Raw genomic sequence first — 22,625 nt, 5'->3', positions numbered from 1 at the left:
ACCTGCGCGTACATGCGCATGGGCAGACCTGCGCGTCATTGCGCGGGAATGAAGTAAAGGGGGAGATGTCGGGCGCTGTGCGGCTGTCAGCGCGCCGGACAGATGGCGCTGGACATGCGGCCGAGGTCGACGTGCCGCCGACTCACCAAGGCAATTCCAGTTCCAGACATGACGGAAGCGTGGCATGGCGATCTGGACACAGTCCAGCTTTGTCCGTCATGCGGACACCCTTGTCTCGTAGCGGGAGACAAGGGTGTCGTCGGTCACATGGCCGGTATCGGCCGTTTCTGCCCAGCTCAGCCAGGGTACGCCCCCGGCCACGGACCGGGCGCGGCCATCTCGGCCTCCTCCTCGACCTTGGTGTCGAAGAGCTTGAAGCCACGCCGCAGATAGTTGTCCATGGCGTGCTCCCCGTCCTTGCTGCAGGTGTGCAGCCACACCCGCTTGGTCGGCGTCACCCCCGGCCAGCGGTCCGCGAGGTCCCAGGCGCGTGCGGCGCCGTACGCCAGCAGGTGCCCGCCGATCCGCCGTCCGCGGAAGGCCGGGATCAGGCCGAAGTAGACGATCTCCACGATCCCGTCGTCCTGCGGCTCCAGCTCCACGTATCCCGCCGGCGTACCCCGGTCATGGGCGACCCACGTCTCGACACCCGGACGCGCCAGATACGCCTCCCACTGCGCGTACGACCAGCCGAGCCGGTCGGTCCACCGGATGTCCCCGCCGACGGAGGCGTACAGGAACCGGCTGAATTCGGGCGAGGGCACCTCGGCCCGCACGATCCGGACGTCACCCTCCGGGGCGGCGGCCGGGACGACGTCGCTGGGCGAGGTCTGCTCCAGGGACCAGGTGGTCACGGGGATGTTGGTCATGGCCGCCAGGGAATCATCCGAACGGCCGATCTGTCGATCGACGGCGACGGCGGCCGTACGGGGATGCCGGCACCCGAGCCCGGCCTTCCGCCCACAAGCTCCCGGACGCTAGCCCAGTGCCTCGTCGATCGACGTCAGCGGCACCGCGAACAGCGCCCGGCCCGACTGGGACCACACCTCGCCGGTCGCCTCCCAGTAGGACAGGGGGCCCGCCTGGACGCCCCAGCAGCGCGGGGCGTTCTCCGAGCCGCAGCGGGTCGCCTCGGCGCCCTCGGTGTCCTGGCGCCACAGGCTGCCCTGCCGGTCCGTGGCGCCCGGGGCGCGGCCCAGGTACCAGTCGGAGCGGTCCGTCCCGTCGGCCCGGTGCGACAGCAGGCCCCTGATGCCGGACGCCTCCGTCTCGTACGCCTCGACCGCGGACGCGGCTCCGGTGGCGTCGGTGGCCAGCAGGCCGGGGCGGGCCGGGTCCTTGCCGAAGTCGTAGCGCCAGAGGCGGGCGGGCCGCTCGCTGTCGGCAGGCGTCCACTCGCTCGCGACCAGGCTGTCGGGCGCCGTGCCGCGGTCGAGGGAGATGGCGCCGAGGCGGGGCGCGGTGCCCGCGCCGGTCAGACGGTAGGAGCCGACGGCCGGCAGGACGAAGCGCTGGCCGTGCGCCGACCATCCGCCCGCGACGCGGCCCACGGCGGCGCTGTCGACCGTGGTGCGCTGGACGCGGTTCATGTCGTAGACGTACAGCCCGTCGGCGGCGGTCACCAGCAGCTTGTCCTGGTACCAGACCATGCCGGTCAAACGGGAGGACAGGGCGCGGTAGTCGCGTCCGCCGTCCACCGGAACGACGAGAAGGGCCGAGGCGTACCTGAGATGGTCCAGGTCGTTCGCGTCGACGAAGGCGACCCGGGCGAGGCCCCGGTCGGCGGTGCCCCGGCCCCAGCCGGAGAGCAGCACCCGGTTGTCGTTCCACCAGCCGTCGTCGTCGGCGTCCCCCGAGGTGGTGACCGCGCCCGCCCGCCAGTTCCGGGTGTCGGCGGCGTCCCAGCAGTACGCGCGCGTGGCGGCCGGCGCGAGCGGCAGCGCCGTGCGTTCGGCGGCCGTACAGCCGGACGCGGCGCGCAGAGTGCGGTCGGCGCTCTCCAGGACGGCGCGCACACCGACCGGCTCGCCCATCCCGGAGGCGAGTTCGTCGAGCGTGGCCTGCGGGACCAACTGCTCCTGGAGCCGGAGCGCGCGGGTGTCGGCGTCCCTGGTGAGAGGCTCCAGCGCCCCGGGATTGTCACCGACGGTGGCCTGTGAGGCGCTGATCATCGTGGCGGCGGCGGTGAGCGCCAGGGCGGTTCCGGCCAGGAACGCGCGTACCGCACGGCCCTGCTTGCGTCGGCGGTGTCTGCCGCGGTGCTTCATCACAACCTCCCGAGGCGAGCCAACTGCCTCTATTGGTCCGTGTGTTGACCAAAGGAGCAGGTGGGGTGGCCCGTACAGGGATGCTACGGCAGGTGGGCGGGCTTGCGGACTAAGACCCCGCAAATATGCGGAAGACGGTTCCTTCGAACGCCGGTCCGGTGGCGTAGAGGCGTCACAGCGCACCCGGCCTTCAGCGTGCCTCGGCCGACAAACGCCCCCGCACCACAGCAGGCGCCGTCGAATGCGGCAGCAGGTCGCGTGGGTCGTCCGGCAGCAGCACCCCGACCTCCGCGTCCTCACGGAAGCGGTACGGCCGGTGCTCCAGGAACGCCCCGAGATAGCGCCGTACGCGGGACATCTCGGCCCGCACCGTCACCGTACGGCCCGCGTCCCCGAACATGTCCTCGGCCAGCCCCGCCGCGCTGCGGCCGGTGCGGTGCAGGGCCAGCAGGTAGAGCAACTCGGCGTGCCGGGGGCTCAGTTCATGGCTCCAGGAGCCCGCGCCGCCGGACACGGTCACCGACCAGCGGCGCGGCTGCGTCAGGTCCAGCGCGATCCGCGTCGCCCCGGCCGGCACCGGCTCGTCGGCGGGCCGCAGCAGCCAGCCGCCCGCCAGCGGTTCCACCGAGCACAGGCCGAGCGGCGGCAGCCACCGGCGGCCCGGCGACAGGGACTTGGGCAGCGCGATCCGCTTCGTGTACGGCATCCCGCTCACCGCGGCGGTCCAGCCGTCCCGGTCCACCACCAGGGCCCGCCCGGCGATCCCCGCCAGCACCGGCGCCGCCACCGCGCGCAGCCGCTCCAACGAGGTCAGATGCAGCTCGCGCAGCCGGGCCTCGGCGAGCTTGGCCACCGAGTCGACCCAGGCGAGCGTGGCCGGGTGCATGGTCTCCAGCGGCCCGCTGATGTCCACCACGCCGATCAGCCGGCCGTCGCGCGGGTCCGTGATGGGGGCGCCGGTGCAGGTCCAGGAGGTCTGGGAGCGCTGGAAGTGCTCGGAGGCGAAGACCTGCACGGGCCGCCGCACCACCGCCGGGGTCCCCACGCCGTTGGTGCCGACGACGCTTTCCCGCCAGTCGGCGCCGAGTTCGAACCCCAGCCCGTCGGCCTTGCGCAGCACTGAGGAGTTGCCCTCCCGCCACAGCACCCGGCCCTCGTCGTCGGCGACCACCATGATGTGGTGGGCGATGTCCGCGACCGAGAGCAGCCCCTCGCGCAGCACCGGCAGTACATGCCGGAGCGTGGTCGACTCGCGGCGCCGCTGCACCTCCTCGCGGGACAGCAGCCCGGAGCGGAAGTCGTGGTCCGGGTCGACCCCGTTGCGCAGCATGCGTTCCCAGGACTGCTCGATCACCGGGCGCGGCGCGACCGGCGCGCGCTGCCCGGCGAGCGTGGCGGCGCGGACGTCGCTGAGCACCCGCGCCGCCCGCGCCGAGTCCACGGCGGCCAGCTGTGTCACGTCCGTCGGCGAGAGCGCCAAGGTCCCTCCCGGGAGAACAGGTCCGACTCATCCTGCCTGTGGTTCTCATAGTGCCGTCCGCCTTTGGCGGAGGGGCACAGTCCGCCCACAGACGCCAACAAGTTGCAACCCCTTGCAACCCTGGTGGACCGCTCTGGGCTGGTTGAAACTTGAGCGACGCCGTCCCGAGCGGCGTTCGTGGCCTCGAACGGGCCCTGGTGGGGGTGGTGCCGTGTCGGCGCAGCACCACCCCCTACCTCCGGCGGTTCGGCCGAATTTCGCGACAGGGAGTGCCTCTTGAGGTGCGTTGGCGTCTGCGGGCTGCGTCGTGGCTTGTCGCGCCCACGCGGCGGAGCCGCATATCGATATAGCCCCGCGCCCCTTCGGTCAGGCCTGCGGCCTTGACCGATCCACCAGCGACGTCAGGCTCAAGGTTGAGGGGAGTGTTCCGAAAGCCATGCCTCCGTCGTTGCCCAGCCTTGATGCGCAGAACGCGTCGGCCACCTCCGGTGGGGCGAAGCGGACCAGTAGGGAGCCCTGGAGGACCAGTGCGAGGCGTTCCGTCAGGCGGCGGGCCCTTGCCTCGATGCCCTCCAGATCCGCCAGTTCTGTCAGCAGGGCCTTGATCGCCGTGTCCAGGCGGTGGTCGGCGCCGCGGGCCTGGCCCACCTCCTGGAGGTAGGCGTTGAGGGCCGTCGGCTCTCGCTGCAAGGCCCGCAGCACGTCCAGTGCCTGGACATTTCCCGCGCCCTCCCAGATCGAGTTGAGCGGGGACTCGCGTACCAGCCGGGGCATCCCGGACTCCTCGACGTAGCCGTTGCCGCCCAGGCACTCGGACGCCTCGACGGTCACCGGCGTGCAGCGCTTGGTCACCCAGTACTTGGCGGCCGGTACCGCGATCCGCAGCAGTGCCCGCTCCTGCTCGCGGCCGTCGTCGTAGGCGGCCGCGAGGCGCAGCGCGAGGGTGGTCGCCGCCTCCGACTCGACGGCCAGGTCGGCCAGGACGTTGCGCATGAGCGGCTTGTCGACGAGCTTCCCGCCGAACGCCTCGCGGTGGGAGCAGTGGTGGATCGCCTGAGCGACGGCCTGCCGCATCAGCCCCGCCGAGCCGAGCACACAGTCCAGCCGGGTCGCGGCCACCATGTCGATGATGGTGCGCACCCCGCGCCCTTCCTCGCCGACCCGGCGCGCCCACGTCCCGTCGAACTCGACCTCGCTGGAGGCGTTCGAGCGGTTGCCCAGCTTGTCCTTGAGCCGCTGGATGAGGAAGACGTTGCGGGTGCCGTCGGGCAGTACGCGCGGCACGAGGAAGCAGGTGAGGCCGCCGGGGGCTTGCGCCAGCACGAGGAAGCCGTCGGACATGGGGGCCGAGCAGAACCACTTGTGGCCGGTCAGCTCGTAGGAATCGCCGTCGGGCAGGGGGCGCGCGGTCGTCGTGTTGGCGCGTACGTCGCTGCCGCCCTGCTTCTCCGTCATGCCCATCCCGAACAGCGCCCCGGCCTTCTGCCCGGCGGGCCGCAGCTCACGGTCGTAGATCATGGACGTCAGCAGGGGCTCCCACTCGGCGGCGAGGCCGGGTTCCGTGCGCAGCGCCGGTACCGCCGCGTGGGTCATGGACAGCGGGCAGCCGTTGCCGGCGTCGACCTGTGTCCACAGCAGGAAGGCGGCCGCCCGTCGCACATGTCCGCCCGGCCGGACCCAGGCAGCCGTCAGCCCCGCCGCGACTCCCTTGCCGAGCAGCCGGTGCCAGGACGGATGGAACTCGACCTCGTCGATACGGCGGCCGTAGCGGTCGTGCGTGCGCAGCCGCGGCGGGTGCGCGTTGGCCAGCACCCCCCACTCCTGCGCCTGCGCCGAGCCGCAGGTCCGGCCGAGCGCGGCCAGCTCACTTCGGGCCTCGTCCAGCAGTTCCGGGGCGAGATGCCGTTCGACGGCCTCGGTCAGGGCGCGGTCGGAGGTGTAGACGTCGTAGCCGATCAGGGGTGGGGGCTGGTTGGTCACGGTATGCGTGCTGCCTGCCATGCCGGTGAACCTATCCCTCCGTGGGGCGGTGGTTTCCACCCTGACACAGCGGCGGGGCGGGGGGACCGGGCAGGTGGCGACGGTGTGCGCACCCGGCGCCGCTATGAGTGCGCCCCCTCCCGGCGGATACCTTTAGGTCGTGCAGCCAGCAAGTGAATCCCCCCAGCGGACCTCCGGCCGTCTCCACCGGGCGCGTGTCCTCTACCGGAACGTCTCGAAACGCAGGACCGCCTGGCTGTTGATCAAGGACACCGTCAACTCCTGCATCGAGTACCGCATCCTGGGTCTCGCCGCCGAGGCCGCGTTCTTCACGCTGCTGTCCGTGCCGCCGCTGCTGCTCAGCATGATCGGCCTCCTCGGCTACGTCGACGACTGGACCGGCACCGACACCATCAGCAGCCTGGAGGCCAACCTCATCGAGGCCTCGCGCACCGTCCTGTCCGACAAGGGCGTGCGCCAGATCGCCCAGCCGATCCTGGACGACGTGATGCACGGCGGCCGCCCCGACGTCATCTCCGTCGGCTTCCTGTTCGCGCTGTGGTCGGGGTCGCGGGCGGTGAACGTCTTCATAGACACGATCACCGTGATGTACGGCCTCGACGGCGTCCGGGGCATCGTCAAGACCCGGCTGGTGGCGTTCGCGCTGTTCATCGCGGCCCTGCTGATCGGCTCGGTGGCGCTGCCGCTGATGGTGGCCGGGCCGGACGCGGTGGTGCGGATCGTGCCGTGGTCGGAGACCGTGGTGCAGGTCCTGTACTGGCCGGTCGTCATCGTCCTGTCGATCGCGTTCCTGACGACGCTGTACCACGTGTCGGTGCCGGTGCGCTCACCCTGGATCGAGGACGTGCCCGGCGCGCTGGTCGCCCTCGGGATGTGGGTGCTGGGCAGCTTCCTGCTGCGTATCTACCTGACGAACACGATCGAGGGGGCGACGATCTACGGCTCCCTCGCCGCCGCCGTCGCCGTCCTGCTGTGGATCGGTGTGTCCGCGTTCGCCGTGCTCGTCGGGGCCGCGGTGAACGCCGCGATCGACCGGGTCTGGCCGGCCGCCGCGACCGCCGCGGCCCGCGCCGCCAACGAGCGGATGCGCGAGGCCCAGGTCGCCGAGTACGTGGCCCGCCACGCCGCGAACCGCGAGTCGGACCCCGACGACCCGGACATGCCGTCGGAGTTCCCCGAGCGGTGGTCCCGCTTCCTGCCGCCGGAGGACGTGTCGTCGCGCCTGCGGACCCATGTGAAGAGCACCCACCACACGCCGCACAAGCCGGAGGATTCGGAGCAGACCTGACAGCGCAGGGCTGTTGTGGCCCGGCGTTGAGGGGTGCGCGTCCGTTGGGCTGAGGCCGGGGGATGCCCAGCCCGGCGCGACGTGGTGCCGCCTCCTGTGGGTCGGGAGCCGCCCCGGCGGCACGACTGCCCGCAGGCTGCGCGGTCCAACAGCTCAAGGCTTCCAGACCCCCGCCGCCGCAGCTTCCCGAACAAAGTCGCCGAAGTCCCGCGGCTCCCGGCCGAGCACCTCACGTACATCGCCCGTGACGTGGGCGTTCCGGCCGTCCATCAGGCCCTCGAAGACCTCGACCAGCAGCTCCACCTCCTCCGGCGGCACCCCAAAACCGGCCAGGGCCTCGCCGTAGTCCCGCGTCGGGACCGGCGTGTACGTGATCGTGCCGCCCGTCGCCGCGGAGATCTCCGCGACCGCCTCCCGCCAGGACAGCAGCCGAGGCCCGGTCAGTTCCAGCGTCCGCCCCACATGGCGGTCGCCGGACGTCAGCACGGTCACCACCACGTCCGCGATGTCCCGAACGTCGACGAACGGCTCCCGCACCTCGCCCGCCGGGAAGACCAGCTCCCCCTGGACCAGGCCCTCCACCAGCGGCCCCTCGCTGAAGTTCTGCGTGAACCACGCGCCCCGCACGATCGTCCAGTCCGCGCCCGACGACTTCAGCGCCTCTTCGGTCGCCAGCGCCTGGTCCTCGCCGCGTGCCGACAGCAGCACCAGCCGCCGTACGCCGAGCCCGACCGCCTCCCGGGCGAGTGCCCCGACGCCCTCGGCCGCCGCGGGGGAGCCGACGTCCGACGGGTACATCAGATACGCCGCGTCCGCGTCCCGCAGGGTCTCGGCCCACGTCGTCGGGTCCTCCCAGTCGAAGCCCTGGGTCCGGGACGCGGCCCGCACCGTGAGCCCCGCCGCGCGCGCCGCCTCCGCCACCCGGCTCCCCGTACGACCCGAGGCACCGGTCACCACTACCGTCATCCGCCGCTTGCTCGCCTTGTCGGCCGCGTTCTTCGTCATGGCTCCAGTCAACGGGCGGGTGCCCCAACGGCCCATCGCTGAACGGCTCATTCCCATGCGCGGTCGTCCACGAGGCCGGGGCTCGTGGGCGACCGCGCACGGGGCCCGCTTCGGGTTCAGTCCGTCGCCCGATCCGGCTCGGTCCGCCCGCCGCGGAACACCTCGGCGACGAGCCTGCGCTGGGGCTTCCCGAACCGCCTCCGCCGCCTGCGCGCGGTCGAGCCGGGCGTCCCCGGTGGTCAGCGAGGCGACAAGGGTCGTACCGCCGTCGGCCGTGCTGCACCCCGGGTCAGGGACAGGAGCCCGGGGCCTACGCTGGCGACATGGATGCCCTTGCAGGTCTGCTGGAGGGTCCACGCGCGCGTGGCGCCTTCATGATCCGCGCGTGTTTCGAGCCGCCATGGTCCGTCCGCGTCGAGGACCGCGCCCCGCTCACCGTCATGGTCATGGTTCGCGGTGAGGCCTGGGTGATCCCGGACCAGGGGCATCGGATCCGGCTGCGGCCCGGCGATCTCGCCATCGCCCGTGGCCCGGACCCCTACACCTGCGCCGACGACCCCGGCACCGCACCCCAGGCCCTCATCCTGCCGGGCGCCGAGTGCCGCTATCCCGACGGACGCTCCCTCAACGGCTCGATGGACCTGGGCGTGCGTACCTGGGGCGACCGGCTGGACGGGTCGGCCGTCATGCTGATCGGCACGTATCTGTGGGAGGGCGAGATCAGCGGGCGGCTGCTGAACGCGCTGCCGCCACTGCTGGCGCTCACGGCCGACGTGTGGAACTGCCCCCTGACGCCATTGCTCATGGAGGAGATCGTCCGCGACGAGCCCGGTCAGGAGGTCGTCCTGGACCGGCTGCTGGATCTGCTGGTCATCGCCGCGCTGAGGGCCTGGTTCTCCCGTCCGGAGGCGGAGGCGCCGGCCTGGTACCGGGCACTGGCGGACCCGGTCGTCGGGCGGGTCCTCCGGCTGGTCCAGGACGATCCAGCACATCCCTGGACGGTCGCCTCGCTGGCCGCGAAGGCGGGGGTGTCACGGGCCGCGCTGGGGCGGCGCTTCACGGAGCTGGTGGGGGAGCCACCGATGACGTACCTCACGGGGTGGCGGCTGGCGTTGGCGGCGGATGCGATGCGGGACACCGACGACACGTTGGACGCGATCGCGCGGAGGGTCGGCTATGGAAGCGCGTTCGCGTTGTCCAGTGCGTTCAAGCGGGTGTACGGGGTGAGTCCGCAGGAGCATCGGGCGCGGGCCGCGTAAGTGCCGGGTTCCGTCGGGTGGGGCGGCTTTGCTGCGGGCTGCGGCCGAGTGCGGCTGGTCGTGCCCACGCGGCGGAGCCGCGTGTCGCCACATCCCCGCGCCCCCGAGGGCGCTGCGGCGTAGCCTCGCCTGTATGTACACGGAGCGGGTGTCCCGGCTGGGTGATGCCGTCGTGTGGACGAACACGCCCAGTGGGTCGGGCGTCGGACGTGTGCTGCCCGACGGGTGCATGGATCTGCTCTGGAACGACGGGCGGCTGCTGGTTGCCGGGCCCGACACCCGTGCGTACCTCACCGAAGGGAAGCCCAGTGCCTGGGCGGGCGTTCGCTTCTCTCCCGGTACGGCCCCGGCCTTCCTGGGCGTCCCCGCGCACGAGGTGCGTGACCGACGCGTCGACCTCGCGGATCTGTGGCCGGCCTCGGAGGTGCGGCGGCTCAGCGGGCGTATCGAGGCGGCTGCTGACCCGGTGACCGCGCTCGAAGACGTGGCGCTGGAGCGGGCCGCCGACGCGGAGGCACCCGATCCGCTGCTACGCCGGGTCGTCGCGGCCCTCGACGCCGGGCGCCCCGTCGCTGCCATCGCCGACGAACTCGGGCTCGGCGCACGGCAGTTGCACCGTCGGTCGCTGACCGCCTTCGGCTACGGCCCCAAGACGCTGGCAAGGATCCTGCGGATGCAGCGGGCCCTCGCCATGGCCCGGGACGGTGTGGGATTCGCCGAGACGGCCGTCCGCGCCGGGTTCGCCGATCAGGCCCATCTGGCGCGGGACGTCAAGGAGTTGGCGGGCCTGCCGCTCGGCGAGCTACTCGGCGGGCGGGGCGGATAGCGGCGCGAACAGGTCGACGCCGTTTCCGTCCGGGTCGTGCACGGTGGCGTAACGCTGGCCCCAGAAGGCGTCCCACGGCTTGAGCTCGCCGTGGCAGCCGGCGGCGACCAGTTCCTCGTACACCGCGTCCACCTCACCCGGATCCGCGCACCGCAGGGCGAGCCCGGCCCGGCCGCCACCCGTGGGCGGCTGCCAGTCCGGGAGGAAGGACCGTACGGTCTCCTCGGTGTCCAGCAACAGCCGCAGCCCGCCCGGCAGTCCGGCCTCGGCGTGCGGCTCGTTCTCGGCGCCCTCGGGGAAGGCGAAGCCGAGGCGGCGGTAGAAGGCGACGGAGGCGGCCATGTCGGAGACGACGAGGCCGATGGCATCGAAACGTGGAGTCATGCGGCCACCGTAGGCAGCCGGGGAGCGGCCGGTCTTGAAGGAATCGGACGCCGGCCGCGAGGCCCGTGGGCTCAGTGGAAGGTCACCGGGCCCAGGAGCGTGTCCACGGTGAACGTCATCTCCACCGGGCCTGTCGTGAGGTCGAGGTCCGTGCCGAGCGCCGACAGCAGGGGCCGGAGCTCGTCCGGCTCGGGGGCGCTCGCCGAGAGGGACAGCAGCGGTGTGGTGGGCAGATCCGAGGCCGTCGGGTGCGGCGAGGTACCCCAGTCGATGAGGAAGGGGACGAGACCGGAGGGGTGGGCGTCCTCGCCGTCGGTGAGCCGCCATTCCAGCAGGGTGCCGTCGGGTCTGCGGCGGCTCATCGCCTGCGCGGACCCGGGGTCGTAGCCCTGGGCTCGGGCGCTCTCGATCGCCGCGTCCAGGTCCGGCGGACTGATCGCCCAGGTGACCGTGCGCGGCGCGGTCACCCCGCCGACGTCGAAGGGGCGGGGCTGCCCGGGCGCGGACTGTTCGGGATCCGGGCCGATGATCTCCAGGTAGCTGGTGCCGCCCAGGGACACGAGGTAGTTGCGGGTGCCGAGCCCGACGTGGGTGCCACCCGGTGCGGGGGTCACGCCCGTGCGCCGGGTGAAGTCGGCGACCGTGGCGGCCAGGTCGGGGGTGGCGAGGACGAGATGATCCAGGAGCGCGGGAATGGCGTTCATCGCAGCCGAGGCTACGCAGAGCGGCCCGCGATATGGAACACCTGTGCGTCGGCAGGGGGAAGCGGGCTGCTCGTGGAGCACACGTCGGGCCGAAATTTTCGGATCACCGGCAGGAGTGGGCCCCCGCCCCCGCCCCCGCCCCGCCTAGGCTCGACCGCATGTCCGCACGACTCCTCGTCTACACCCGCACCACCGCCTACCGGCACGAATCCATCCCGGCCGGCGTCGAAGCCGTGCGCACCATCGGCGACTTCGAGGTGCACCACACCGAGGATCCGCAAGCTTTCGAGAGGCCTCTCGACGGGTACGCGGCCGTCGTGTTTCTGTCCACGAGCGGCGAGGTGCTCACCCCGGCCGGGCGTGAGCGGCTCGCCGCGTACGTCGAGTCGGGCGGCGGCTTCACCGGCGTGCACGCGGCGGCCTGCACCGAGTACGCCTGGCCGTACTACGGCGAGCTGCTGGGCGCCTGGTTCGACCGGCACCCCGAGTACCAGCCCGGCAAAGCGGTCGTCGAGGACCATGACCATCCGGCGACCCGGCACCTGCCCGCCGTATGGGACTTCGTCGACGAGTGGTACGACTTCCGCCCCAACCCCCGCGGTGCGGTACGGGTGTTGGCCTGCGCCGACGAGTCGTCGTACGACGGAGGCGGCATGGGCGAGGACCACCCACTGGTGTGGTGCCGTGAGCAGGGATCCGGCCGCGTCTTCTACACGGCCCTCGGCCATGGCTGCGAGGCGTACGAGGACCCGGACTTCCGCGCGCATCTGCTGGGCGGGATCACCTGGTCGGCGGGACTGGCCTAGGCCCGGCCGACCCGAGCGGGGCATGGCTGCAAGGCGGAGGAGGGAGTCGACGCGGAGCGTCGGCGACCGACGACAACGCGGCTGGGGGTCCCCCACGCCCTTAAGGCAGTGGGGGAGTGCGTGCCAGGGCCCGCGACGCCGGGATGATCCAAACGACAGGGCCTAGACACGGCGGAGGGCCGCTCGCTCGCCGGAGCGGCCCTCCGCCGCAGTGGTGTCACGAGACGCGTTGCGGCCTGGGGAGCGCGCGGAACTGGGGGCCGTAGGTGTGGCCCGGCGCGTAGGGGATCCCGATCTCCATCAGTTCGACGGCGGGATACTCCAGCCCGCGCATGGCGTGGACGGCCGCCTTCATCGTGCGCTCGCCGCCGCCGGACCAGGCCGCGTCGAGGGCGTCCAGCACAGTGCTGTAGTTCGCGTCGAAGCGGAACAGGAGCCCTCGGACATGGGCCGGTGGGTTGGGCCAGCCGCCGGCCGGGACCGGGGCCATGGGGCGCACGTCGGGGAAGGGCACGGGCGGGCCGACGTACCTCCAGCCGTCGTCGGTCTCGCGCAGCTCCCGGCCGTGGTAGATCTCGCCGAAGGCGTAGTAGTGCGCCGGGTGGTCGTCCTCGAAGGACTCGGCCGGGGAGCTTCCGGTGCCCTCGCCCTGCTCCCTGATGATGTCGATGGCGCGCTCGACGTGGTCGAGGTTCTCGATCGGCCGCAGTTCGTCGCCGCCGACGTACTCGGACAGCTGTCCCCGCACCGAGAGTTCCGGCCGGACCGCCTTGAACGCGTTCAGCAACTCGACATAGAACTCGCCGACGGTCGGCGAGCTCTGCGCGTTGCGGGTGAGAGGTTCCTCGGGGGCCTCGATCGCCATCATCACATCGCGGACGGAGGCCTTGGTGAGGCCCGACAGGTAGACGGTCACCCCGGCTCGCACGCCGCCGGGGAGCGGGCCGGGGAAGACCGGAGCGGCGGCCTTGATGCGCGGCCTTCCGCCCACGGCCACGAGCAGGTTGCAGACGATGCTCAGGTGGTACATCTCGTCGCCCACGATGCGCCGGAGCATGCGCGCGACCTCGCTGCCGTGGTCCTTGACGGACCACCAGCCGCACAAGTACGGCGGGATGGTGGCGAGTTCGAGGCCCACGGCGACCTGCAGGGCCGACCTCAGCCACGCGACTCCGCGACCGTCCTCCGGAACGGCCAGCAGACGCGCCACGGACCCGAGAGCGGGCGCCGCGAGCGGTCCGCCCTCCGGCAGCGCGGCGGCCTGCGCGGGGCCGGCGACCGCGGCCGGCGCTCCGGCCGCCAGTGCGGCCGACGCCAGGAAACTCCTGCGCTTGAACGGAGCCACCGCCGACTCGTCCGGCACTTCGCTCATACCTGTCACCCTCGCCTCAGCTCATAGCGTTGGTCCCGCCTCGGCTCGAAACGCCCCCGGGACCCCTCCGACAGCTCGCGAAGCTAGCAGTTAAAATGGCAACTATCAGGTCATAAGGGGCGATCGGCGTCGCGGCCACCCTGTCGGTCCAATGTTTGGGTTCCGGTACGGCGTTCGGAAACGGGTTCCTACCAGGCGAGCGCGGCCCGGCGGAGGGTGTCGCGGACGGGGACGACGTCGGGGTTGGCGTCGGAGCCCGGGGCGCTGGACGAGGAACAGGATGTTGAGCGGGACGTCCTTATCAGTAGGTCGTGCCGGCCCGCGCAGCTCATCGAGGAGCGGTTCGGCGGGGCCGCCGCGGTGACGATCCCGTCGGGCGTCGCGGCGGTCATGCCCACCAGCCTGGCGCCGCACCCCATCGGGACCCCGTGCCTGAGAGCGGACGGAACCTCCGCCTAGGCTCGAGGCGACATGCTGACCGTGGCTGACGACGGGGGAGTGTGCCAGTGTCGATGACCGGCTCCGACAGGTACGACCGAAGTGAGCGGCTGATGTGGGCGGGCCGGGCGATCGCCTACGCCGGAAGCTACGCCAGGCTCTGTGCCCATGCGGTGCCACAGTTGCTCGACGCCGCTGAAGTGGGGCCGGGTTCATGGCTGTTGGACGTCGGCACGGGGCCCGGGACGGTCGCCGCGGCCGCATGCGCACGGGGCGCGAAGGTGACGGCCGTGGATGCGGAGCCGACCATGGTCGATCTGGCCGCGCGAGCCGCGCCCACGGCCGACGTGCGCGTGGCCGCCCTCCCCGAACTGCCCTTCTCGGACGGCGAGTTCGACGCCGTCACGGCCAACTTCGTACTGAACCACGTGGGCCGGCCCGGGCTCGCCCTCACCGAGCTGCGCCGGGTCCTCAGGCCGGGCGGCTGCGTCGGGCTGACCATCTGGGCGGTACCACCGGACGCGGGGCAGGCCCTCCTCGGCCGCGCGATCCAAGCCGCGGGTGCGGTACGCCCGCCGCACCTGCCCACGGGACTCGCGCCCGAAGACGACTTTCCCCGGGACGAGAACGGCCTGTCCGGGCTGATGAACGCGGCAGGGTTGCGCGACGCCGTCTGCGAGACCCTGCGGTGGAATCACCGGGCGGGCGCCGAAGAGTGGTGGAGCGGACCCGCGGCGGGCATCGCTTTCGGCGGACAGATGGTGCAGAGCCAGACGCCCCGCGTCCGCGCGGAGATCAAACGCCACTTCGACCACCTCAGCGCGGAGTTCGCCGACGAGGACGGTGTACTGACGTTGCCCCACGCGGCGTTGCTCGCCCGCGCGCGCCGCTGAGCACGCTGCGCGGCGAGGCGCCGCAAAGATCGGGAAAGTAGGGCCTGTCCGGCGGATCAGGCCGGCTGCATGGAACGGCACCTCCTCACCGCGGCCCCTCCCGGGGGCCCGCCGTGCTACTCCGCTCCACCAATCGCGTCGACAGCTCCGTCCGCGTGCTCTCCGGCCGGTCCCCGTCCATCATCCGCACCAGCAGCCGCAGTGCCGTCGCCGCCATCTCCGACAGCGGCTGGCGGACCGTGGTGAGGGCGGGGCTGATCCAGCGGGCCTCCGGCAGGTCGTCGAAGCCCACCACGCTCATGTCGTGCGGGACACTCAACCCCCTTTCCGCCAGCGCCTGGTAGACGCCGAGGGCCATCCGGTCCGAGCAGACGAAGACGGCCGTCGGCGGTTCCGGCAGGTCGAGGAGGTCCAGCATGCGGCGGTGGGCGACGCTCTCGTCGAAGCCCGCGTGACGGACGTACTCGGGCCGGTGCCGTATCCCGGCCGAGGCAAGCGCGGAGCGGTAGCCGGCCACCCGGGCGTTGCTGCACATCTTGCGCTGGTGCCCGGCTATGACGGCGATGCGTTCGTGGCCGAGGGACAGCAGGTGCTCGGTCGCCGTCACGCCACCGTGCCAGTTCGCCGCGCCCACCGACACCACGCCCGCCGGAGGCTCCAGCACCGGGTCGATCATGACGAACGGGATGCGGTGCTGCTCCAGCCACGCGTACTGCGACGCCGTCAGCTCGGCCAGATTGAACAGCACCCCGGACGAGCCGCGCGCGATGAGCTTGTCCAGCCAGCCCCGCTCCGGACGGGCGCCCCGGGTTCGGGTCAGCCCGGCGGAGACCACGACCTCCAGCCCCGCGTCGTGGGCCGCCGCCTCCACCCCCTGCAGCACCGCACCCGACCAGGAGGTGTCCAGCGAGTGCACGACGAGGTCGACCAGTCCCGGCGTCTTCGCCGCGTCGAAGCGGGGTCTGCGGACATAGCCGAGCCGGTCCAGCGCCTCGGTGACCCGGCGGCGGGTCTCGGGAGCGACGTCTTCCCGGCCGTTGACCACCTTGGAAGCGGTCGGCACGGACACCCCGGCCTCGCGGGCCACGACTGCCAGGGTCGGCCCGGCCGCCATGCTCGCACTGCCCGTACGGACCATCGGGAACCACCTCTCCGGCCCGCCCGAGGGCCATGAAAAGTTTTCGACCAGCGCGGAAACAGTAAGCGCTTCCTACCCTAGGTTCGCCGCAAGGAGCCCGGAAGAGGCCGGAGTTCGCAAGGTGCGCACGTGCCCTGGCTTTCGAAACTTCGAACAGGGCCGGGGATTTACCAGCAGGTGAGGCGGAACCCCGTGAAGTCGGCCGTGAACGCGGCGTCGACGAGATCCACGGCATGGACGCCCGCCATCGCCCCGGTGAAGCGCAACTTGGAGCCGTAGTCGTCGGAGAGCTTGGTGAAGTCCAGCGGCGGCCCGATCGGCGTGCGCTCACCCTGGCGGACGTACCAGAACCGCGCCTGCCCGTCGTCGACCGTCACGCCCAAGGTCAACGGCACGCTCGCGTCCACCTCCACGACCGCGGCCAGCCGGGTGCCCGACTCCTCCCGCTCCACGAGCCGGAGCACCGTACGGCCGCCCCCGCGCCACTGCTGCCCGTGCTGCCCCTCGCCCGCGGGCTCCGCCCAGGTGAGGTCCAGGCTCAGGTACGCCTCCGAGTTGTACCGGAGGACCAGCCCGGCGGCCTGCGTGAACGTGCGCGGACTCGCCTCCACCGTGACCTCGGCCTCCGCGCGGTGCTCGGTGATCCGCCGGGCGAGCAGGCTGTGCGCCCACCGCGACTCGGGACCGTGCCGGCCGGTCAGCCTGATCCAGCCGGGGCGGCCGGTGGTGTCGGCCCAGCTCGGGTCGGCGTAGCCGCGCAGGGTGCTCCAGGGCCAGCTCAACGGCTCGTCGGGATCGGCGGGCCGGGGCTCCGGCTCGGCCGACGGTGTCGCCACGTCGACCTCGACCGCCGGATGCCAGCCCCCGTGCCGCAGCCTGGGCCAGCCCGCCTCGTCCCAGGTCACCGCCTGGATCGCCGTCTCACGGCCGAGGGGGCAGCGTGGCCCGTCCGGCGTCCGGAGCGGACGGGCCGTGAGGTGGCTCATCACCCACTCGCCGCCCGGCGTCTCGACCAGCTCCGCGTGCCCGGCCTTCTGCAACGGCACCGACGGATCGTCGCGCGTGGTCAGCAAGGGCCGGCTGTCGAGCTCGTACGGCCCGGTGATGGCTCGACTGCGCGCCACCAGCACACCGTGCTCGACCCCCGTGCCGCCCTCCGCGAGCACCAGGTGGAACCAGCCGTCGCGGCACAGCAACTTCGGCCCCTCGATGAGCCGTTCGTGCTGGAGGAGCAAGTGCGTGTCACCGATGGAGGCCAGCGTCTCGCGGTCCAGCTCGGTGAGCACGATCCCAGCGAACCGTTGCCCGCCCGGCCGGTGGTCGCTCTGCATGTTGAGCAGCCACAGCCGGCCCTCGTGATGGAAGAGCGCCGGGTCGAAGCCGTGACCGGCGATACGGCGCGGGGCGCTCCACTCGCCGTCGACCTCCGTGGCCGTGGAGACATACGTGTCCAGGTCGAAGTACGGCGTCCCGACCGAGCGCACGATCGAGTACACCACCCAGAACCGCTCCCCGTCCCAGCTCAGCGACGGCGCCCAGATGCCGCCCGAGTCGGGGACACCGGCCAGCGAGTCGCCCGGGACCGCGCCCTGGACATGGCCCGCGTACTCCCAGTGGGCCAGGTCCCGGGAACGGTGGACCGGGATCGTCGGGAACCACTCGAAGGAGCTGGTCGCCACGTAGTACCAGTCGCCGACCCGGACCAGGGAGGGGTCCGGGGCGAAACCGCGGATGACGGGGTTGTGCAGCAGGGTCACTCGAACGCTCCCGGGGCTACGGTCACTTCAGGGCACCCAAGGTCACGCCGCTGCGCCAGTAGCGCCGCATCGCGACCATCATGATCGCCATCGGGATGATGGACAGCAGCGCACCCGTCAGGACGAGACTGGTCACGTCGATGCCCGACTCCAGGCGTTTGCCGGACCAGTTGTACAGACCGAGATTGAGCGTCCAGTTCTCCTCGCCGCGCAGCACGGTCAGCGGCAGGAAGAAGGCGTTCCAGGTGTTGACGAAGGCGAGCAGGAAGACCGTCGCACCGCCCGTCGTCATCATCCGCAGCACGATGCTGAAGAAGATCCGCAGTTCACCGGCGCCGTCGATGCGCGCCGCCTCCAAGAGCTCGAACGGGATCGTGGCCTCGGTGTACACCTTGGCCAGATAGACGCTGAACGGGTTGATCAGACACGGGATCAGCATCGCCCAAGGGGTGTCCACCATGCCGATCGCCGAGAACAGCAGATACAGCGGCAGGGTGAGCAACGCGATCGGGATCAGCAGGCCCCCCACCGCCGCTGCGAACACCACACCCCGTCCGGGGAAGTCGAAGCGCGCGAGACCGTAGCCCGTGGCGAGGGCGATCAGCGTGCCGCCGAGCGAGCCGACACCCGCGTACAGGAACGAGTTGGCGGTCCAGCGCAGGAAGATGCCGTCCTCGTAGGTGAAGACCTGCTGCAGGTTGTCCCACAGATGCCAGCCCGAGAACCACAGCCCGTTGCTCTGGTACAGGCCCACCCGGTCCTTGGTCGCGGCGATGATCAGCCAGTACACCGGGAAGAGGCTGTAGACACTGGCCATGACGAGACCGAGCAGCAGGAAACGCTGCCCGCCGCGGGAGCGAGCGGCCGGGTCGGGGCGGGTGCGCCGGCGGACGCCGCCCCGGCCGGGCGGGGCGACAGCGCTCTGTGTGCCGTTCTCCTTGCGATGGGCCGTCAGCGCCATCAGTCCGCCTCCCTCGAGGTCAGCCGGTAGAAGAGGAAGGACGCCGCACCGAGGATCAGGGCGAGCAGCACCGAGAGGGCCGCGGCGTAGTGGTAGTTGGCGGCGTTGAACGCCTGGTTGTAGATGATCATGATCGGGGTGAAGCTGTCGCTGACCGTCTCCGGGGTCACGTTCCGGAACAGCGCGGGCTCGTTGAAGATCTGGAGCATCTGGATGATCGACAGCAGCGCCGTAAGGACGAGCGCCCCCCGCACGAACGGGATCTTGATGCTGAGCGCGATCCGCAGCTCGGAGGCGCCGTCGAGCCGAGCGGCCTCGAACAGCTCGCGGGGCACGCCCTGGAGGGCGGCGTAGATGATCACCATGTTGTAGCCGATGCCGTGCCAGGTCAGCAGGTTGCCGATGGCCGGCCACACCATGGACGGCGCGAAGAAGTTCCAGTCGAACCCGAACACGTCACCGAGCGGGGTCAGCGGCCCCACCGCCGGGCTGTACAGGTTGATCCACACGATGGCGGCGACGACGCCCGGGATCATGTACGGCACGAGCAGCAGGATCCGGAACCGCCCGGCCACCTTGGCGCTGACCGCGTCCAGGAACAGCGCCAGGATCAGGCTGACGAGCAGCATGAACGGGATCTGCACACAGGCGAAGAGAACGACCCGCAGGATCGAGGTCATGAACGCCGAGTCGGTGAGCCCGTTCTGGTAGTTCTCAAGGCCCACGAACTCCGTGGTCGCGCCACCCAGCCCCAGCCCGGACTGCTTCTGCAGAAACAGCGACTGATAGACCGCGTAGCCGATCGGGAGCAGATAAAGGAAGACGAAGCCGAGCTGGAAGGGCACCGTGAACGCGGCACCCTTCCAGCGCTGGGAGCGAATCATCGAGTCCGCCTCAGCCCTTGACGCTGATTCCGCGCTGCTTCAGGTCGCCCACCGTCCACTCCTGCATGTGCGCCAGGAGGTCGGTGACCTTCTGCTCCTTGCTGACGACCTTGGCCCACTCGTCCTGCATCTCGGTGAACATCGCGGTCCAGTTGGGCCCGAAGGTCCAGTCGGTGGTGATGGTGCCCAGGCTGTCGGTGACGACCTTCTTCGCGGGCTCGTAGTTCTTCCCGAGCAGCTTCTCGGAGATCGCCTCGGAGACATACGAGTCACTGTCGGCCAGCGCGGGCATCACCCCGCTGCCGGTCTCCGGGCTCGCCATGGTCTTGACCGCGCCGCTGTCGGTCGACATCCACAGCGCCGCCTCGGCGGCCTGCTCCTTGTACTCGCAGCCCTCGGTGACGAGCGTCAGGTTGCCGCTCTGGTTGGTACCGGCGGGCGTCTTGGCCGCCTCGCCCTTGAAGGTCGGCCAGGGGGACAGCGCCCAGTCGCCGAAGGACTTGGTGAAGTTCTGCACCATGCCGGACATCTGCCAGGTGGAGATCTGCCGGGTCGCGGTGCCGCCCTCGTCGTAGTTGCGCTGCACGGCCGCGTAGTCGGCGAACGACAGCTTGGAGTTCAGGTCGTTGTCGATGATCTCCTGGATCACCTTCGCGGCCCTGAGCGTGCCCTCGTCCTGGAAGTTCACCACCCAGGAGTCGCCGTCGATGCTGTACCAGTGCGCCCCGGCCTGCATGGCCAGCACCTCCAGGGTGCTCGGGTCCTCACCGGCGTAGTTGGTGATCTTGATGTCGTGCTTCTTCAGCTCCTTGCCCGCGGCGATGAAGTCGTCCCAGGTCGCCGGGGCCTTGAGCCCGTACTTCTCGAAGATGTCGGTGCGGTAGATGGTGAAGGCGGGCGCCGAGGCGGTCGGCACCCCGTATACCTTCCCCTGCACCTGACCGGTCGCCCACGAGCCGGCGTTGAACTTGTCCTTGCTCGACTCGACGTACTGGGTGATGTCGGCGAGCGCACCCTGAGAGACCCAACTGGTCACGTACTCACCGGTGTTCTGCAGCAGACAGGGCGCGTTCCCCGCCTTGACCGCGTTGGTCAGCTGCTTCTGCATGGTCAGCTGGTCGGTGACCTTCGTGTACTTGAGCTGGACGTCCTTGTGCGAGGCGTTGAACGCCTTGACGACGGCCTCCTGCCCGTTGGCCCACCCCCAGAAGTCCAGGGTGACCGGGCCGGAGGCCTTGGACCCGGAGTCGGAGTCCGAGGAGTCGTTCCCGCCGCATGCGGCGAGCAGACCTGTCAGGGCGATTCCCGCGACGGCGGCGGAGGCGAACCTTCTCCGGGGGCTGGTGAAGTTCATCTGACCGTGATCCTTCGGAATTGGGCGTTCTCAGAACGAGAGGACGGCGGCTCGGTGGTGCCGGCCAGGAACGGCGGCCGGAAAACGTCGGCTCGCGGTTGCGGGGGGTCGGCCAAGCAGAAGCTGTAGTAAGCGGTTGCAGGGACGGTAGGACGACGTCTCCACCCATAGCAAGAGGTGCGCGGCGATTTGTTACGGCGGATGGTCGTCGGAGTTATCGGCGAGGGTGTGCGGGTGGATGGCCGCTGGACGGGCGAACTCGCAGGTCACGGGTGCTCGACGGACAGCGGGGCAGGCCGGCGGCGATGCGTTCACCGGCTCCGCGTGAAGAGGATAATCTTAGGGAAACCGATTACGTAACGCACGCCCGGACGCATCTCAACGTCTCTCGACCAGGCACAGCCCGCGCACGGTTCCGCGGCTCAGTCCCGCAGTCGAGGCGGCCGTACGGAGTTGCGTACGACGACATGGGTGCCCAGCACCAGATGGTCGCCGTCGCTGCCCCTGCGGCGCCCCCCGCCGCCCTCCCGCCGGTCGGCCACGGCGCGCAGCGCGACCCGGCCCATCTCCTCGTACGGCACGTGCACGGTGGTGAGTTGGGGCGTGAGCTGGGAGGCGAGCGGGATGTCGTCGTAGCCGACGATCGACACGTCCTCGGGCACCCGCAGCCCCGCCGCGCGCAGGGCCTGCATGGCGCCCGCGGCGACGACGTCCGTGCCGGCGAGCACCGCCGTGAAGTCGGGGGTCTCCGCCAAGGCCGCCTCGACGGCCTCGTACCCGTGCTCGTAGTCGTACGGGCCGTGCCGCACGAGCCCCGTTTCGAGGGGCACGCCGTACGCCTCGAAGGCACGTTGCGCGCCTCTCAAGCGCCCCTGGGCGGTGGTGAGTTCGGAGTGCCCCGGCAGCACAAGGACCCGCCGGTGGCCGGCCGACAGCAGGTGGCTGGCCATGGCGTAGGCGCCGCCCTCGTTGTCGTAGTCCACCGTCGTCGCCGGCACGTCGCCCTCCAGCGGAGGTCTGCCCACCAGCACCAGATGGGACCCGGCGGCATCCAGGGAACGGGCGAACCGGGCCATGCGCAGCTGGTACTCGTCGTAGTCGTAGGCGCCGCCCAGCAGCACCACGGCCGCGACGCCCTGCTGGCGCATGAGGTTGACCAGGGCGAGCTCCCGCTCGGGATCGTCACCGGTGGTCCCCACCAGTGAGAGCCAGCCGCGCAGGGTGGCGGCACCCTCCACGCCCCTGGCCACATGGGCGAACGCGGCGCCGGTGATGTTGTTGATGAGGATGGCCACGGTGGGCGTACCACCGCCGGCCAGGGAGCGGGCGTGGGCGTTGGTGACGTAGTCCAGGTCCCGGACGACCTTCATCACCCGGCGGCGCAGGTCCTCCGAGACCGGGTAGTTGCCGGACAGGACGCGCGACACGCTGGCGACCGAGACGCCCGCGCGCTCCGCCACGTCCCGGATGGTGGCCCGACCGGCGTCGCCGGACGCCTTGCGCTGACTCACCCTTGCGGCTCCTTCACCGTCGCGCCTGCCTCACGGAAACCGTATCCCATGGCTTCTCCGGGGGACTGTGCCCGCCGAGTGCCGACGGGCACGGCCGGGGTGTGCGGGGTGGCAAGCAAGAGCCTCCCTGGACGGGGCCGAGCGCAGGCCTGCCGGCCGGCGTGCACGCCCGAGCGGGCCGGTTGGGTGGTGCGCGCCCTCAGAGGGCGTTTCGTTCCGTTGTTTAGTCCCTGGATGCCCTAATTCGTTGAGGTTCTAGGTGCCGCGCCAGCTCGGGGTGGATTCGGCTGTGAGGCG

Annotated in this window: 21 protein-coding genes; 5 read left to right on the top strand and 16 right to left on the bottom strand. The window is 71.2% G+C overall.

Annotated elements, in window-relative coordinates:
- Positions 1-86: 86 nt before the first annotated feature.
- The 5 genes from IF78_RS51050 to IF78_RS0140605 all read right to left on the bottom strand — a co-directional run bounded on the left by IF78_RS51050 (position 87) and on the right by IF78_RS0140605 (position 5,748).
- Positions 87-170, bottom strand: coding sequence for a putative leader peptide (locus IF78_RS51050; RefSeq protein WP_310591794.1), 84 nt, complete (start codon positions 168-170; stop codon positions 87-89).
- A 126-nt stretch (positions 171-296) separates the two neighbouring features.
- Entirely contained in the window at positions 297-869 is a 573-nt protein-coding gene (locus IF78_RS0140620; RefSeq protein ID WP_031487672.1) for a GNAT family N-acetyltransferase, read from the bottom strand.
- A 108-nt stretch (positions 870-977) separates the two neighbouring features.
- Positions 978-2,267 carry a hypothetical protein gene (locus IF78_RS0140615; RefSeq protein ID WP_031487671.1) on the bottom strand — a complete coding sequence of 430 codons (1,290 nt, stop codon included), beginning with the start codon at positions 2,265-2,267 and terminating at the stop codon, positions 978-980.
- A gap of 190 nt (positions 2,268-2,457) precedes the next feature.
- Positions 2,458-3,747 carry a GAF domain-containing protein gene (locus IF78_RS0140610; RefSeq protein ID WP_031487670.1) on the bottom strand — a complete coding sequence of 430 codons (1,290 nt, stop codon included), beginning with the start codon at positions 3,745-3,747 and terminating at the stop codon, positions 2,458-2,460.
- 366 nt (positions 3,748-4,113) lie between these two features.
- Positions 4,114-5,748, bottom strand: a complete 1,635-nt coding sequence (locus IF78_RS0140605) for an isovaleryl-CoA dehydrogenase (RefSeq protein ID WP_031487669.1) — start codon at positions 5,746-5,748, stop codon at positions 4,114-4,116.
- A gap of 139 nt (positions 5,749-5,887) precedes the next feature.
- Here IF78_RS0140605 and IF78_RS0140600 point away from each other — a divergent pair, with 139 nt between their 5' ends.
- Positions 5,888-7,036, top strand: coding sequence for a YihY/virulence factor BrkB family protein (locus tag IF78_RS0140600; protein ID WP_031487668.1), 1,149 nt, complete (start codon positions 5,888-5,890; stop codon positions 7,034-7,036).
- Positions 7,037-7,189: 153 nt separating this feature from the next.
- Here IF78_RS0140600 and IF78_RS0140595 read toward each other — a convergent pair whose 3' ends face one another.
- Positions 7,190-8,041 (bottom strand): NAD(P)H-binding protein, encoded by an 852-nt coding sequence (locus IF78_RS0140595; RefSeq protein WP_031487667.1) that lies wholly within the window; start codon positions 8,039-8,041, stop codon positions 7,190-7,192.
- A gap of 323 nt (positions 8,042-8,364) precedes the next feature.
- Here IF78_RS0140595 and IF78_RS0140590 point away from each other — a divergent pair, with 323 nt between their 5' ends.
- Both IF78_RS0140590 and IF78_RS0140585 read left to right on the top strand, forming a co-directional pair.
- Entirely contained in the window at positions 8,365-9,300 is a 936-nt protein-coding gene (locus IF78_RS0140590; RefSeq protein WP_031487666.1) for an AraC family transcriptional regulator, read from the top strand.
- A 133-nt stretch (positions 9,301-9,433) separates the two neighbouring features.
- A complete protein-coding gene (locus IF78_RS0140585; RefSeq protein WP_031487665.1) occupies positions 9,434-10,126 on the top strand; it encodes a helix-turn-helix domain-containing protein in 693 nt (230 codons plus the stop codon).
- Here IF78_RS0140585 and IF78_RS0140580 read toward each other — a convergent pair.
- Complete coding sequence (locus tag IF78_RS0140580; protein ID WP_031487664.1) at positions 10,103-10,510, bottom strand: VOC family protein; 408 nt, start codon at positions 10,508-10,510, stop codon at positions 10,103-10,105. The genes IF78_RS0140585 and IF78_RS0140580 overlap by 24 nt on opposite strands.
- 71 nt (positions 10,511-10,581) lie before the next feature.
- On the bottom strand, positions 10,582-11,214 hold the full coding sequence (locus IF78_RS0140575) for a VOC family protein (RefSeq protein WP_031487663.1): 633 nt from the start codon (positions 11,212-11,214) through the stop codon (positions 10,582-10,584).
- A gap of 158 nt (positions 11,215-11,372) precedes the next feature.
- Between IF78_RS0140575 and IF78_RS0140570 the strand changes: the two genes are divergently transcribed.
- Positions 11,373-12,020, top strand: coding sequence for a ThuA domain-containing protein (locus IF78_RS0140570; protein ID WP_031487662.1), 648 nt, complete (start codon positions 11,373-11,375; stop codon positions 12,018-12,020).
- A gap of 217 nt (positions 12,021-12,237) precedes the next feature.
- On the opposite strand, the gene IF78_RS0140565 is transcribed toward IF78_RS0140570, so the two are convergent.
- Complete coding sequence (locus IF78_RS0140565) at positions 12,238-13,392, bottom strand: ferritin-like domain-containing protein (RefSeq protein WP_037642552.1); 1,155 nt, start codon at positions 13,390-13,392, stop codon at positions 12,238-12,240.
- A gap of 188 nt (positions 13,393-13,580) precedes the next feature.
- Positions 13,581-13,784, bottom strand: coding sequence for a hypothetical protein (locus IF78_RS48750; protein ID WP_158751671.1), 204 nt, complete (start codon positions 13,782-13,784; stop codon positions 13,581-13,583).
- 120 nt (positions 13,785-13,904) lie between these two features.
- Here IF78_RS48750 and IF78_RS0140555 point away from each other — a divergent pair, with 120 nt between their 5' ends.
- Positions 13,905-14,723: a class I SAM-dependent methyltransferase gene (locus tag IF78_RS0140555; RefSeq protein WP_031487659.1), complete on the top strand. Its 819-nt coding sequence runs from the start codon at positions 13,905-13,907 to the stop codon at positions 14,721-14,723.
- Positions 14,724-14,808: 85 nt separating this feature from the next.
- On the opposite strand, the gene IF78_RS0140550 is transcribed toward IF78_RS0140555, so the two are convergent.
- From IF78_RS0140550 to IF78_RS0140525, 6 genes are all read right to left on the bottom strand, one after another.
- Entirely contained in the window at positions 14,809-15,861 is a 1,053-nt protein-coding gene (locus IF78_RS0140550) for a LacI family DNA-binding transcriptional regulator (RefSeq protein WP_031487658.1), read from the bottom strand.
- 167 nt (positions 15,862-16,028) lie between these two features.
- Positions 16,029-17,618, bottom strand: coding sequence for a glycoside hydrolase family 43 protein (locus IF78_RS0140545; RefSeq protein ID WP_031487657.1), 1,590 nt, complete (start codon positions 17,616-17,618; stop codon positions 16,029-16,031).
- 22 nt (positions 17,619-17,640) lie between these two features.
- The gene (locus IF78_RS0140540) at positions 17,641-18,579 is read right to left on the bottom strand and encodes a carbohydrate ABC transporter permease (RefSeq protein ID WP_031487656.1); all 939 of its coding nucleotides are present in this window, start codon (positions 18,577-18,579) and stop codon (positions 17,641-17,643) included.
- Positions 18,579-19,463, bottom strand: coding sequence for a carbohydrate ABC transporter permease (locus tag IF78_RS0140535; protein ID WP_031487655.1), 885 nt, complete (start codon positions 19,461-19,463; stop codon positions 18,579-18,581). The genes IF78_RS0140540 and IF78_RS0140535 overlap by 1 nt, the downstream gene beginning before the upstream one ends.
- A gap of 10 nt (positions 19,464-19,473) precedes the next feature.
- Positions 19,474-20,817 (bottom strand): ABC transporter substrate-binding protein, encoded by a 1,344-nt coding sequence (locus tag IF78_RS0140530; protein ID WP_031487654.1) that lies wholly within the window; start codon positions 20,815-20,817, stop codon positions 19,474-19,476.
- A gap of 422 nt (positions 20,818-21,239) precedes the next feature.
- A complete protein-coding gene (locus IF78_RS0140525) occupies positions 21,240-22,328 on the bottom strand; it encodes a LacI family DNA-binding transcriptional regulator (RefSeq protein WP_031487653.1) in 1,089 nt (362 codons plus the stop codon).
- Between the last annotated feature and the right edge of the window lie 297 nt (positions 22,329-22,625).

The organism is Streptomyces bicolor, from assembly GCF_000719285.1.
Classification (GTDB): Bacteria; Actinomycetota; Actinomycetes; order Streptomycetales; family Streptomycetaceae; genus Streptomyces; species Streptomyces bicolor.
Note: the sequence above shows the minus strand (reverse complement) of the source record. Positions and strands in the feature narration are given on the sequence as shown.

Bases quoted from the DNA above. Each gene is read 5' to 3' on its own strand.
- IF78_RS51050 (WP_310591794.1), bottom strand. From the start codon at position 170: ATGTCTGGAACTGGAATTGCCTTGGTGAGTCGGCGGCACGTCGACCTC.
- IF78_RS0140620 (WP_031487672.1), bottom strand. From the start codon at position 869: ATGACCAACATCCCCGTGACCACCTGGTCCCTGGAGCAGACCTCGCCC.
- IF78_RS0140615 (WP_031487671.1), bottom strand. From the start codon at position 2,267: ATGAAGCACCGCGGCAGACACCGCCGACGCAAGCAGGGCCGTGCGGTA.
- IF78_RS0140605 (WP_031487669.1), bottom strand. From the start codon at position 5,748: ATGGCAGGCAGCACGCATACCGTGACCAACCAGCCCCCACCCCTGATC.
- IF78_RS0140595 (WP_031487667.1), bottom strand. From the start codon at position 8,041: ATGACGAAGAACGCGGCCGACAAGGCGAGCAAGCGGCGGATGACGGTA.
- IF78_RS0140590 (WP_031487666.1), top strand. From the start codon at position 8,365: ATGGATGCCCTTGCAGGTCTGCTGGAGGGTCCACGCGCGCGTGGCGCC.
- IF78_RS0140585 (WP_031487665.1), top strand. From the start codon at position 9,434: ATGTACACGGAGCGGGTGTCCCGGCTGGGTGATGCCGTCGTGTGGACG.
- IF78_RS0140580 (WP_031487664.1), bottom strand. From the start codon at position 10,510: ATGACTCCACGTTTCGATGCCATCGGCCTCGTCGTCTCCGACATGGCC.
- IF78_RS0140575 (WP_031487663.1), bottom strand. From the start codon at position 11,214: ATGAACGCCATTCCCGCGCTCCTGGATCATCTCGTCCTCGCCACCCCC.
- IF78_RS0140570 (WP_031487662.1), top strand. From the start codon at position 11,373: ATGTCCGCACGACTCCTCGTCTACACCCGCACCACCGCCTACCGGCAC.
- IF78_RS0140565 (WP_037642552.1), bottom strand. From the start codon at position 13,392: ATGAGCGAAGTGCCGGACGAGTCGGCGGTGGCTCCGTTCAAGCGCAGG.
- IF78_RS48750 (WP_158751671.1), bottom strand. From the start codon at position 13,784: ATGACCGCCGCGACGCCCGACGGGATCGTCACCGCGGCGGCCCCGCCG.
- IF78_RS0140555 (WP_031487659.1), top strand. From the start codon at position 13,905: ATGACCGGCTCCGACAGGTACGACCGAAGTGAGCGGCTGATGTGGGCG.
- IF78_RS0140550 (WP_031487658.1), bottom strand. From the start codon at position 15,861: ATGGTCCGTACGGGCAGTGCGAGCATGGCGGCCGGGCCGACCCTGGCA.
- IF78_RS0140540 (WP_031487656.1), bottom strand. From the start codon at position 18,579: ATGGCGCTGACGGCCCATCGCAAGGAGAACGGCACACAGAGCGCTGTC.
- IF78_RS0140535 (WP_031487655.1), bottom strand. From the start codon at position 19,463: ATGATTCGCTCCCAGCGCTGGAAGGGTGCCGCGTTCACGGTGCCCTTC.
- IF78_RS0140530 (WP_031487654.1), bottom strand. From the start codon at position 20,817: ATGAACTTCACCAGCCCCCGGAGAAGGTTCGCCTCCGCCGCCGTCGCG.